This window comes from Rhizobium sp. 10N414, from assembly GCF_056394785.1.
Genome location: NZ_JBFTIN010000076.1, coordinates 1 through 12,699, shown reverse-complemented (window position 1 = coordinate 12,699; position 12,699 = coordinate 1). Strand labels below are relative to the sequence as shown.

The window sequence follows — 12,699 nt, the reverse complement described above, 5'->3', positions numbered from 1 at the left end:
AAATCGCCATCCGATATCGCCGACCTCGTGGGCTCGCGAGCCGCTGGCGCCGAGAGCGAAATGCAGGCGCGGGGCTATGTTGACGTGGGCGGCAACAATACCTGGTGGAACGCCGACAAGAAGCAGTGCGTCAAGGTTCGCGTCTCTCAAGGGCGCTATGCATCGATATCGCAGATTAAGGCATCGTCATGCGGCCAGAAGGCCAAAGGCGCCATGAAATGCCCGCCCGATCTGTCTCAAGCCGACCTCTACAAATATCCGGGTTGCAGCCTGTAGCGCGGACCGGAACCTAATTTAGGAGTTCGGCTCTTGCGCGCCCCGCTCCTCGCGCCGGAGTGCTTCGGTCAGGTAATGGACGCTCTGGCGACGGCACCTCGCTATCGCGACTCCGGGATCGTGGAGATCGTTTTGCCTTTCTCACTCTCGCCGAGGTTCGGCGTCTACCTGGACGCCCATGGTGACCTCGTCCGGCCGCAGGACACTTCGTCTGGGCCGGTCTCCTCCGGGAGATCGCATCACTGAAACTGCGGCGCTGTCGTAATGAGAGACAACAGCACCGCTCCTCCTTTGCCCTGTTCAGTTGCCGGTCGGCATGGGGATACTGAACCCCTCCTTGTTCAGTTCATCTCGTAGCCACTGGAACTGCTGATACCTCGAAATTTCGATCGGACCCGCGTAGCTCGCACTTTGCAGTTTGCGCGGTGGATATTGCACATATGTCGCCATCAATTGCTTGATGGCATCGCTGATAGTAACCATCGTCCATGTGCGCTCAGTGTAGTTGTTCATGAAGATGTCGTAGCGTTCCTGGGGGTCCTGCCAGAGGTCAAAGACCTGGGGGACTGTTGCGACATACTTTTCTGGACCCTTCCATCCCAGATTGCTGTCGACCGCCAGGCCGCCAGTCGGCTGCCCGTCATCGCCACGCAAGTTGAAAACCGCCTTGTAGTTGCCGACGCGGGCAGCTCCTGGAGATAGTTCGTTCTCGGTGAAATAGAACCATGAGTTTCGCTCCGATTTACCGGTTCCCAAGAGGATTGGCGACATGTCGAAGCTATCGAAGATGGTTGGCTGGCCTTCGCGATCCTTGTCCGGAAGGGCAACCCCCGCTACGGACGCGAATGTAGCCATCAGATCGAGTCCACCCACGATGTCGTGGTTCTTGGAGCCTGCTTTGATCTTGCCTGGCCAGACCGCAATAGCGGGAACGCGGTTGCCACCCTCGCGGACGGTCCCTTTGGTGCCACGAAATGGCGTATAACCGGCATCGGGATAGACGTCTTGCCAGGCTCCATTGTCGGTCGTGTAGAAAACGAGGGTATTCTTGTCGAGGCCCGTCTCGTGAAGCTTGTCCATAATTCGGCCGATGCGGGTGTCCAGTTCGACGATGCTGTCAGCATATTTCGACTTCGACATCGACTTATGCTCGAACTCCGGCGCCGGCATGTTCGGTTGATGAACCTTCATGAAATTGACATCAATGAAGAACGGCTTGTCGGATTTTGCGGCATCGTCAAGAAACCCAAGAGCCGCCTTCTCGACATAGCTGTCGAAGAAAGGAATGCCGACAACCCCTTCCCCACCATTCACCGTTGGCGTATCGACGTACTGGCCGTTGATCTTGAAATCCTCGACCGCCTTCTCCCCGGCCTTACCCGAAAGCGAGCCTTTGGTTACCTTTTGGAACATGGCCCGAAGCTTCGGGTCCATATCAGGGAACCACGTGGGGTCGGCGTAGGTGTAGGCATTGAGGTGGTAAAGGCCGCAATACTTCATTACGTCGAACCCGTGGGCGTTCGGCAACGCATAATCCGCCTCGCCCAGATGCCATTTGCCCGTAAAATAGGTGTCGTATCCACCGAGTTTCAAAACGGACGCAAGCGTCCACTCAGCCGCGGGAAGGCCACCGCCTTCACCCTGGAATGCGACGGTCGTCATACCGCTCCGATTGGGAATGCGTCCGGTGATCATGGCAGCACGACCGGGCGTGCAGCTCGGCTGGGCGTAGAAATCGTAGAAGATCATTCCCTGGTCGGCCATTTTGTCGATGTTAGGCGTCGGCATTCCCCGCCCTTCGCCGCCACCATAAGGACCGAGATCGCCGTAGCCGGTGTCATCGGAAACTATGAGAAGGATGTTGGGCTTTGCTGTCGTTTGCTGCGCACTCGCGGGGGCTGATAAGCAAGCGGCAAACCCCAGCACCGCAACGCACGACCCCAAAAGTTTCGTTGATAAACCCCTCGGCACGTAGCGTGACGAATTTGATTGGTCAGCTTCCACTATCATTGTCAGTTTCCTTCCTGCGACGAGCCATCGCGCAAAAGTTTGATCTGATAAGAGGCGCGTCTGGAGAGTTGACGCGCAAGCCATCCCGGTGCGAACAGAATCCGGCTGGCCAACATAGTGAAGTCCAAGCAAGACGCGGTGGCGCGAGGCCACTGTCGGCTGCGTAGGAAAGTTGTTCCCCACCCGCCGAGGAAGCAAGTACGTTACGGTAAAACCGCGGTAAACGCGGGTGCGCACTCGACGGCAGGTCCGCTTCGGTTTAGGGTTTCGGGTGCCGTCAGGCGTACGAAAGCCTCCCATGCAGGAACCCGCGGTCGGCATTCTCTGGCTATGGGGTTTTGTGTATCGGATCTGCCGGTGGGCCGCTGATGGCAGCGGCGCTTGTCGGTCCCAGCAAGCCGAGAGTGGTGTTTGCAGGTGTGATTGCCGAGATTTTCGTGGTGATTGAGAGCAGGTTTGCCCCGCTGAAAGCCGTCGGATGACGCGGATATCGGTGCCATCCTCCAGAAGGTGGGTGGCAAAGCTGTGCCGTAGGGTATGCGGGCTGACGCGCTTGTGGATGCCGGCGACCTCCGCGGCTTCCTGAACCGTGCGATGCAGTTGCCGCGACGAGATCGCGTCGGTGCGACCGCGCCCCGGAAACAGCCCATGAGGCAGCATCACGCCGCGCCGCTTTCCTTCGCGCCACCACAGTCGCAGCAGTTCAAGGAGTTGCGGAGAAAGCATGGCATTGCGATCCTTGCGTCCCTTGCCTTGTTCAACGCGGATCAGCATGCGTGTCGAGTCGATGTCATCGACCTTGAGATGCGCGACCTCCGAGACGCGCCATACGCCGGTGGTGGTACGGTCCGCTTCACCGACCTCACGAGTGGCGCTCGTTACGAGCACGCCGAGAACGACCTTTCGTCGACAGGGCTCTACGTCGACTTACCGCCCTGGGGGTACCATTTGTTCGAGATGGACTCGCCCTGAGTGGCCGTTGGCCCATAATGGGACGGCCGAGAATTTCTTCACCGACTGAGGTCGCGCAGGTCCGGCAGGCGTGTAGTGCCGGTAAGTCGCGCCCAAAATTCCGGCCACGTGGATACTCATCTTCGCGCTATTAAGAAACCAGATAATTCTTATACTTATCAGAGAATCTTGAATTTGCGACTATTCTACTCCACTACCGCGCCGCCAAAAGCAACGACGAGATTTTGGGATCGTCAACTTGCCGCGTAAAATGCTATAGATAGGAGGTAGTTGCCTGCTCGGAGCAGATTCCAGTGACCCCCGAAACAACGCATGGCAGTACCTCATTGACAGCAGGCCTTCGGCTCGACGTGGTAGCCGGACTTACAGCAGCGGCGGTTGTCCTGCCCAAGGCGATGGCTTATGCCACGGTTGCCGGACTGCCGGTGAGCGTCGGCCTCTATACGGCTTTCGTTCCGATGATCGTCTATGCGTTGCTCGGAACGTCACGCGTGCTAAGCGTCAGCTCGACGACCACGCTGGCAATCCTGGCTGGAACCCAGCTTGGGACCGTCGTTCCCGATGGTGATCCCGGCAAGCTGATCACCGCCGTCGCAACGCTCACCGGACTCACCGGCGCCCTTCTGATCGCTGCCTCGGTCCTTCGCCTGGGGTTCGTGGCTAACTTCATTTCGTCGCCTGTTTTGACCGGCTTCAAAGCGGGCATAGGGTTAGTGATCGTGCTGGACCAGGTGCCGAAACTGCTCGGCGTGCATATTGCTAAGGCAGGCTTTTTCCGCGATATCGTCAGCGTGCTGCAACATGTACCGGCAACGTCGCTGCTCACACTGACAATTGCAGCCGCGGCGTTGATCGCGTTGTGGACGATGGAGCGGCTCTGGCCCCATTCACCGGCCCCGCTGGTGATTGTCGGCGCAGGCATCTTGGTTTCCTGGCTCGCCGGCCTGAATGCCCTGGGCGTTGCAACTGTGGGGTTCATCCCGCGGTCGCTCCCATCAATCACTCTTCCTAGTCCCGGCTTGATCGAGCAACTTCTGCCCGGGGCGCTCGGCATCGCGCTAATGAGCTTTACCGAAACGATTGCCGCCGGACGGGCCTTCGCGGTCCCTGCAGAGCCGTCCATCAGGCCCAACCGGGAACTTCTGGCAACGGGAGCCGCCAATCTGGCCGGAGCTTTCTTTGGCTCCATGCCCGCGGGCGGTGGCACGTCCCAGACGGCGGTGGTTCGCGCCGTTGGTGGACAATCGCAAAAGGCCTCTCTGGTCACCGCCGCGGCGGCGGCGGCCACCATGCTGTTTCTTGCCCCGCTGTTGGGCTTGCTGCCGCAAGCCGTGCTCGCCGCGATCGTGATTATTTACTCGGCCGGACTAATCGCCCCCGCCGAATTTGCATCCATCCGTAGGGTTCGGCGGATGGAGTTCCGCTGGGCACTGGCGGCGTTCCTGGGCGTGCTTGTCTTCGGCACGCTTCAAGGCATCGTGGTCGCGATTGCCCTTTCGCTGATCGGCCTGGCCAGTCAGTCGGCCAAGCCGAAGGTCTCTGTTGTTGGCCGCAAGCGGGGCACTGATGTGCTCCGGCCGCTGTCACCTGACCATCCCGACGATGAAACGTTCGAGGGCCTGCTGATCCTCCGTCCGGAGGGCCGGCTCTTTTTCGCTAACGTTCAACAGGTTGCGGATCAAATCCAGTCGCTGGTCGCCAAGCATAAGCCGCATGTGCTTGCACTCGACATGAGCGGTGTCTTTGACATCGAGTATTCCGCCATGCAGATGATGATTGAGAGCGAACGGCGCCTTGCCGCACAGGGCATCACGGTGTGGCTGGCAGGATTGAATCCCGATGTGCTCGACTACGTTCGGGCCTCCGGTCTCGCCGACAAACTCGGCCGCGAGCGGCTTTTCTTCAACATGCCTGTCGCTCTGCAGCGCTACTTAGGCGGCAGCGTCGAGCGCAGCTAGTCTAAGTATGGAACCTATGGCGGTCGTCCTCACTGCTCAACTGGTTAGCGGCCGTTTCGATGAGGCTACTTACGCCGCCCCTGCCTGCGCCGCCCACAGCCATAGCTTGTTGTCGTGCGACGGATTAGAATAGCCGACAATTATTCCAGTCTGACTGAGCTCCCTGGCGCACAAGGAGGGAACAAATGACAGCGGAATCGGCCCTTGAGCCCAACAAAGGGGTCGAGGTTCCTGAGCCAAAAAAGGAGCCCGGCAATCCTTTGCGAAGGGTGGCGCTGAGTGTGCTGCTGCTGGCGGCTTTTCTCTTTACGCTCGGTGTCTTCATGGAGCGGCGCACACCAATGTCGTCGCAGGCCACCGTGCAGGCATTTGTCATCAGCATCGCACCGGAAGTTGCCGGGCGGGTCGTTGAAGTCGGCGTGATCGACAACATGCGCGTGTCCCCCAAGCAAATGCTGTTTCGCATCGACCCCCATCAATACCAGATTGCGGTATCAGAGGCCGAGGCGCAGCTCGATAGCGTAGGCCAGTCCATCGGTGCGTCAACGGAGGCGGTCAACACTGCCCAGGCCAAGCTCGTGGAGGCGCGGGCCTCTCGCGACCTCAGTCTCGAACAGGCCAATCGGGCAACGCTGCTGGTTGAGCAGGGAGTCTATCCCAAATCCAGATACGACCAGGCAAAGTCGGGCTACGATCAGGCAGAGGCAGCCGTAGACGCCGCCGAAGCCGAGCTAAAGCGTGCCGAGCAGGAACTGGGGCCGGTGGGCGCCGACAATCCCCAACTGCGAGGGGCGCTTGCGGGATTGGAAAAGGCTAGACTCGATCTCAGTCGGACCACGATCGAAGCGCCGGGCGAAGGTGTCGTGACCAATCTTCAACTGACCGCGGGCGGCATGGTGGCGGTCGGCCAGGGAGCGCTGACATTCATCGACGTCGATACGGTGTGGATCACCGCCGCGTACAAGGAAAACAGCCTGGAGAACGTGACCCCCGGCGATCGGGCCGAAGTGTTGTTCGATGTATTGCCCGGAAAGCTGTTCCCGGCAAAGGTCGAGAGTGTCGGCTTGGGCGTCGCCCAAGGCTCGATCGATCCCAGCACCGGTCTGCCGAAGATTTCAACGGAAAGCGGCTGGATCCGAACGCCCCAGAGTTTTCCGGTAAAACTGGTCCTGGACGAAGGACTGCCGCGGGGCGTCCGCTATGGTTCGCAAGCCAATGTGGTGATCTATGCCGGTGAGCACCCGATTACCAACTGGATAGGGTACTGTTGGATGCGGCTACTCTCGGTGCTCACCTATGTCAGCTAGTGAGGATTCGCGAGACATCAACTTGAGTTCCATCACGAACCAAAAGCGCAAGGGATTGCGCGTTGCCCTCGCCGTCGCGGCTGCATTCACTTGGGCGGTCGCCACAAGCGATCCCCTCCCATTTCTATGTGCCCTGTTTGCGGCGCAGATGCTCATTTCAAGTTCTCGAGCGATTTCTCTCCAAAGCGCATTCTTCCTGACCCTGGTCATCCTAATCGCTGCGTTGATCGTCCAGTTCCTGACCACGTTTCTGGCCGAGCGACCACCGGTCCTGCTGCTGTTGCTTGGCCTGATTTATTTCGCGTGCTTTCTGAGGCAGGCGAGTGGCAAGGCCAATCCACTCGTTTTCCTCATCCTTGTGGTCAGCGTCATGATCCCTCTGCTGACCATTTTGAACATTGACCTGGGCAGCTCCATTTTGACGGTCTTCGTCAAAAGCATTGCAGCCGGCGCCATCGTAACGTGGCTGGCCTATGCATTGATACCGGATACCGAAACGGTCGAAGCTGCGCGGCCATCTACATCCTCAGCCCCGAAACCAGTTTGGCGCGCTGCTGCCGACGCATTGATTCTGCTTCTTGCGGTGACGCTCTGCCTTACCCAAGACCGGCTTGCCACCGCGGTAGTGATTCCCATCACCGTCGCGTCGCTGCTGTCGCAGTTGGACGTAGAGGCTAACGGCAGGCCTGCACTGGCTACTGTCCTCGTCAACATACTAGGTGGCGTGGCGGCCATGCTAGGGTTCGCAGTGTTGGAACTAAGGCATTCGTTGGCGACGCTGTTTCTGCTGGTGTTGCTTGCCGGGCTCGTATTCGGCGGCCGTGCGGCGACGCCAACTGTCGTGGCGAAGATCAATGCAGGAGCCCTGACAGTCTTTCTGCTGGTGCTGGGCTCCGCTGTCTCACCACTTTCTAGCGGCGCAGCCGAAACCTTTGCGACACGCGTCGGATATATAGCGCTTGCAATTGTCTACACGCTGTTCTTTGCAACGTTGCTGTGGCCGAGCAAGGGAACGGCTGGCAGAATTCGGGACAGATAGTTTCCCGCGGCGCGCTGTCAAGCCCACCGTCTGACGTCAAGCGCAACTCCAACGTTGCCGGGCTATCAATTCCGTTCCGCGTGGTCGCGAGCCGCCTCGCCGAGCGCCTGCACACTAACCGCTGCAACTATCCCGGTCAGCACGATACCGGAAAATCCAATCACCAAGGCAAGAATTCGCGCAAGGGCATGCTTGGGCGTGAGATCGCCGTACCCTATGGTCAAGCCCGTAACAAAAGTGAAGTAAAGTGCTTCGCCGATACTCCAGTTTTCAATGCGGCTGATGACGATCCCGCATCCGACCATGACGACGAGGATCCCGGAGAAAATTGGCCACAATACGTAAAGCTGCTTCAGGAGCGCAGCAAAAAAGAGTCGCCTCCTTCTTCTCCGATCTGACACCTGACGTGTTTTCGCCATGAAATGCTCGACCCCCACTCCCACAAACAACCATCCCTGTCCGTTTTTCTAGGCGTTTAAGGACACTTCTTCTCCCAGCCAGTTCCTGACGATCGAGTAACCAATAGCCATGACAAGGGGGCCGACAAAGATGCCGATGAGTCCCATCGTCAGGACACCGCCGATCACGCCGATAAAGATGATCCAGATGGGAGAGCCAGCGCCGCGGCCGATCAGCAACGGTTTGATGACATTGTCGAGGATATTGATGATTATGCCCGCAACTGTGGTGAAGATCGCCCAACCAGTTTCGCCTTGATAAGACAGCCAAACAGCAGCCGGGATCCATACTAGCCATGTGCCGATCTGCAGCATTGCCGTGCCAAAGCAGAGCACGCCCAGCGGGACGGCAAACGGAACCCCCGCGATCGCGAAGCCAATGCCTGATAGTATACTCTGTATGAGCGCCGTCCCCATCACCCCCTGCACGACGCTTCGAATGGTGCGAACCGCAACATCGACCAGGCTCTCCCCGGTCGGGCCTCCAAGGCGCCGCCCGATCGTGCGGAATGTTGAGGCCGTGCTTCCCTGAGTGGCGAGAAAAACTCCGGCGAGGATAATGGAAAGCAGCATCTGCACGACGGTGAGCCCTAACGATGCACCAAGAGCCGCAAGCCATTGAAAAGCCGGCCCAAGATAGGGTTTCAAAATAATCAGTACATTGCGCGAGGATGACGCGGCCGCATTCCACTTCTCTCCGATCGTCGACCCAACCAGTGGAAAGTCGGACACCCAGGACGGTGGCGGAGGCAGGGTCAGCTCCGTCCAATTGTTGGTCATGGTTGCTATCGCTTCGGTCGCGTGATCGAAGGAGCCCGGCAGATAAGAGAGCGGGACTATCACCAGGATCAGGAGAGAGAGGACGATGAGCATCGTCGCCGTTTTCGGGTGACCTCCGATTGCGCTAGCGAGGCGGCGCTGCACCGGATATAGCGCGACAGCAATTAACGCTCCCCATGCGAGCACACCTATCAGCGGCCACGCGATCCAGAAGCAAGCTAAAATGATCACGCCTATGATAAGGAGGCCTACTAGGCGCTCGGCCCAGAAACCCAGAGATTCTTCTGCGCCCGCTGACATGCGCGTCTCCCCCGGTCGGATTCTGCGCGTTTCAGTCCACTACCACCCTTTAGATTCTGAGTGCCCAATACCCCAGCTTGTGCACCACCAGTGATAGACATTATGCCACCGCCAACTTGCAATATCCAGCCAAAGCTCGCTCTGAAGTGTGGCACTCGGAAAAGACGCCTTCTGGCCGCCCGGAGGCGCCCAAGAGGCAACATTTCCCGTTCCGCCCATGGCGTCGGATGCTCCGCCTGAGTTGGTCTGCGAAGGCTAAGACTTGGGCATCGCCAGGACTGCAATCCCGCTCCTCGCCGAGGCGCCTCAAACTCTATGGCTCAAGCCTGCTCCGAGGCCTTGAGGATCGGCAATAGAAGCAAGCGCCAGGTCGGCGGGCAGGACATGGATAGTCTTTATGGCGTCATTGAGCAGGTTGAGCTCAGTACGCAGTGTCGGGTGACGCGCCTCCGGCAGGGTCTTTAATAGGTTCTCCAGCATTGCGCGTAGCCGCCGCGCGACCTGGAAGTTCTCAGCCCCATAGAAGCGAATCTCCCTCACGGCCAGTTGCACGAAATCCTCCCAGTTTGGCGTCTGAAGGATCAGTCGTAATTGGCCGGATTTGTCGAAAGCCTGGTCGCCGTGCAGCCGCCGCTCGCCAACCTTTCGAAGCAGTCGATTAAGTTGGTCGACGGCGAGTACGGCAGTGGTAGGGTCGTTGATAGCTTTGGACAGGGCCTTTATCGCTATGTCGACGATGATACGGAAGGCAAAGGTGGGATCCTGCTCGATCGTGCGCTCGGGCCCGATCGCCACATTTTGGGGGAACCGTCTTTCCTCGATTTTTGCAATGTCGCCATAGAGCCGAAAAAGTGGCTCGCCTGACTCTAAGAAGCTCCCGACAAAGTGAGGGAGCTCAATGACGAGCCCGAACCGCTGCGCCTCTTTCACAAGACCCTTCAGATTTACCGCTAGTATGACCCCCGACTTGCCGCGATGGGGTATGGTGCGGTCTGGCAGATTGATTGTTCGTCGCGAGTCTGTGTGCGAGTCATGACCGTCGAACAAGTCAGGATAGACCTTTTCGATTACGTCACATCCGAGGTCGCCTATACGCTGAACGATGCTGACGGGCCGCAGCAACCGCGCAGCATGGTCGATCAGATAGAGGAAGGCGATTAGGGAAGCGAATCCAAGAATTCCGGCAATTCCGACAAGAAAGAATGGTGCTTCGGCTTCAAGTCGTCCCAGCACGCCTACTGAAAACAGGAGCGTAAAGATAAAGATGCCCACAGTTGTCCGTATCACATTGTCACGCAGTAGGGCTGTTGCAATGATTCTCGGACTCAGCTGACCGCTGGCAACCTGAATTGCGACAAGCAATGACCCGAAGGTGAAGACGATGAACGTCAGCGTAAGGGTGACGATGGTCTCCAGTATGCGCTGCGCCCCAGGCGTCCCCCATGGCCACAATGGGATCACAATGAATCTCGCATTTATCCAGTCTACAACCTGGATAACCATTACGTAGAATAGCAGTGCGATGAACGGGACGACCCACAGTGTGGATCTTAGGTAGCTCTTAATGCTGTACCACCGATTCCATGACATTCTTCGCCCTCCCGTGATGCCGCCTGCAAGCCTGTGTGGACCTCGCGCCGAGGGGGTGCCCGGGCGCTGCGGCAACCACTCGGGCTAAGCGCCAAGCAGGGCGGTCACCCGCGACGACCCAACAATGGCGTCTCCAAGCTGCTGAAATTCGGCCACGTCGCGGGGTGCAGGTGCCAAGCCGACGCCGTCAGGGTGGCCGGTACTGGGCGTCCACACCCTGCGCGTCTCCAAAAGGTACACGCCGTAAACAACGCGCAGTTCGCCCTGTGTCTCGATCTCCTGCTGGGCAGAGCAAGCAGCCAATGCAGCATTGACGACGACCGATGTCTCAATCAGCGCCTGGCGGTACCCTGCACGTTGGAGAATGTCTGGCCCGAACGCCGCCTGAAGTTTTTGCGCCGAGACGTGCACGACGACCAGCAGGCGGTCGAGGATCTCTCGCAACGAATGTCGGTCGACCAGCGAGAGGTACATTCCAGGATTGAGGAAGACATCCACGGCTGCGGACACGGCGCCACATCCGCTATGTCCAAGGACGACAATGAGCTTGAGGGTGCCGCCCAAGTGCTCAACAGCGTATTTCAAGCTGCCCAAGACGTCGGAGCCGAGGCCGTTGCCGGCCACGCGGATGACGAACAGGTCGTTCGGTCCCTCGTTGAAGATCAGTTCGAGGGGGACACGGGCATCGGAACAGCCCAGGACAGCCGCGAACGGACGCTGTGAAGGCGCTGCGGCCATGCCGGACGCCAGCCCTAGATCACGCGCGTCGACTTGCACGACGCGGCGCGCTGAAGTGCCTTCGTCTTTCACACTGTCAAGCAGGTCGGCGAATGCGCGATTGCCGTCGATCAACCGCGAAAGGGCGGTAGTCGCGTCAGGCGGTCTGGGGCGAACGCCGACGTCCTTCTCCTGATACCGGTATGCAATTTCAACCGTTCTCACTGGGGTTCTCGGACGCTTAAAGGAGCGCGCAGAGATCATACCCTCCTTACAACTTGTGATCCAGCATCATTGTTTGGGTTAAATATACTGACCGGGATCGCCTCACCCACTGGTGGGCGGCGGGTCTGGATGATCTCGTCGAGTAACCATCCTGGTCGACGGCGCGCCACAGCCAGTGTTTTTGGCCGTTGATCATCACGACCACCTCGTCCAGATGCCACACATCGTTTGGGCTCGGCGCTTTGCGCCGCAAACGGCGGGCGTAGTCGGGCCGAACTTCGTCGCCCAGCATCGGTTCGTCTCGTGAAAAACGATGATACCACGCTCCAGCAGACGCAGGCTCAGCTGAAATCGAAAACACAGCCAGACTGCGTAGCTAATGACGGACGGCGGATCACGATGACGCTTGTAACTGGCGGAGGGCTCAATCATGACGGCCGAATACTAGCCAGAAGCTTCATCACCAGTTAACCTGACAGCACAGTCCAGCGGCATGGGCGGATCGATGGTTTGAACACTCGCAAGTGCCCGCGCCCTCGGAAATCTCGATGACCACGGCGGGAAGGTTCGCCCCGATAGGGAGTGCCACATGGTTAAGGCACGCTCCCTACCGTCGCTGGTACAGTTTGTGAGGGCGGTGCCCTCACTGAGGGATACGAGCGTCATATGACCAAGACGTGGGTTCCTACGGGTGCCCTGCCGTAAAGATGAAGAATGTCTTCATTGGTCATGCGAATGCAACCATTCGACACCGCCTGTCCGATCAGCCAGGGTTCGTTTGTGCCGTGGATCCGGAAGTACGTATCCTGTCCACCGCGGTAGAGATAAAGCGCAGCTGCACCGAGCGGATTGTTCTCCCCTCCTGGAACGCCTCCAGCGTACTCAGCCAACCGGGGCTTGCGTTCGATCATGCTGGCCGTCGGCGTCCACGATGGCCACTCGGCCTTCCGCCCGACAACGGCATTGCCCTTCAGAGTAAGACCTTCCTCGCCGACTGCCACGCCATAGCGTGTCGCGCGGCCTTCGTCCTCAACGTAGTAGAGGTAACGTTCGTAGGTGTTGACGAC

10 protein-coding genes and 2 pseudogenes are annotated in these 12,699 nt (G+C 58.8%); 4 read left to right on the top strand and 8 right to left on the bottom strand.

The annotated features are described in order from the left end of the window. Positions 1 to 276: hypothetical protein (locus tag AC1DE4_RS31200; RefSeq protein ID WP_477884697.1), on the top strand; the 276-nt coding region annotated here is incomplete at its 5' end. 300 nt (positions 277 to 576) lie between these two features. On the opposite strand, the gene AC1DE4_RS31195 is transcribed toward AC1DE4_RS31200, so the two are convergent. Next, positions 577 to 2,286 (bottom strand): arylsulfatase, encoded by a 1,710-nt coding sequence (locus AC1DE4_RS31195; protein ID WP_169681002.1) that lies wholly within the window; start codon positions 2,284 to 2,286, stop codon positions 577 to 579. A gap of 528 nt (positions 2,287 to 2,814) precedes the next feature. Beyond that, positions 2,815 to 3,060: pseudogene (locus tag AC1DE4_RS31190) on the bottom strand (tyrosine-type recombinase/integrase); the annotation flags it as partial. A 524-nt stretch (positions 3,061 to 3,584) separates the two neighbouring features. Here AC1DE4_RS31190 and AC1DE4_RS31185 point away from each other — a divergent pair. From AC1DE4_RS31185 to AC1DE4_RS31175, 3 genes are all read left to right on the top strand, one after another. Further along, positions 3,585 to 5,216: a SulP family inorganic anion transporter gene (locus AC1DE4_RS31185; protein ID WP_477884698.1), complete on the top strand. Its 1,632-nt coding sequence runs from the start codon at positions 3,585 to 3,587 to the stop codon at positions 5,214 to 5,216. A 185-nt stretch (positions 5,217 to 5,401) separates the two neighbouring features. Then, the gene (locus AC1DE4_RS31180) at positions 5,402 to 6,523 is read left to right on the top strand and encodes an HlyD family secretion protein (protein ID WP_169680902.1); all 1,122 of its coding nucleotides are present in this window, start codon (positions 5,402 to 5,404) and stop codon (positions 6,521 to 6,523) included. A 22-nt stretch (positions 6,524 to 6,545) separates the two neighbouring features. Further along, complete coding sequence (locus tag AC1DE4_RS31175) at positions 6,546 to 7,562, top strand: DUF2955 domain-containing protein (RefSeq protein WP_477884696.1); 1,017 nt, start codon at positions 6,546 to 6,548, stop codon at positions 7,560 to 7,562. Positions 7,563 to 7,627: 65 nt separating this feature from the next. On the opposite strand, the gene AC1DE4_RS31170 is transcribed toward AC1DE4_RS31175, so the two are convergent. From AC1DE4_RS31170 to AC1DE4_RS31145, 6 genes and pseudogenes are all read right to left on the bottom strand, one after another. Further along, positions 7,628 to 7,981 (bottom strand): potassium channel family protein, encoded by a 354-nt coding sequence (locus AC1DE4_RS31170; protein ID WP_477884695.1) that lies wholly within the window; start codon positions 7,979 to 7,981, stop codon positions 7,628 to 7,630. Positions 7,982 to 8,029: 48 nt separating this feature from the next. Beyond that, positions 8,030 to 9,100 carry an AI-2E family transporter gene (locus AC1DE4_RS31165; RefSeq protein WP_477884694.1) on the bottom strand — a complete coding sequence of 357 codons (1,071 nt, stop codon included), beginning with the start codon at positions 9,098 to 9,100 and terminating at the stop codon, positions 8,030 to 8,032. A 306-nt stretch (positions 9,101 to 9,406) separates the two neighbouring features. Then, entirely contained in the window at positions 9,407 to 10,690 is a 1,284-nt protein-coding gene (locus AC1DE4_RS31160; protein ID WP_169680910.1) for a DUF2254 domain-containing protein, read from the bottom strand. An 84-nt stretch (positions 10,691 to 10,774) separates the two neighbouring features. Beyond that, positions 10,775 to 11,632, bottom strand: a complete 858-nt coding sequence (locus tag AC1DE4_RS31155; RefSeq protein WP_192241982.1) for a carbonic anhydrase — start codon at positions 11,630 to 11,632, stop codon at positions 10,775 to 10,777. A 142-nt stretch (positions 11,633 to 11,774) separates the two neighbouring features. After that, positions 11,775 to 12,064, bottom strand: a pseudogene (locus AC1DE4_RS31150) (DDE-type integrase/transposase/recombinase); the annotation flags it as partial. Between the two features lie 230 nt (positions 12,065 to 12,294). Continuing rightward, positions 12,295 to 12,699 (bottom strand): L,D-transpeptidase (locus tag AC1DE4_RS31145; RefSeq protein WP_477884693.1); only part of this gene is annotated, 405 nt, incomplete at its 5' end.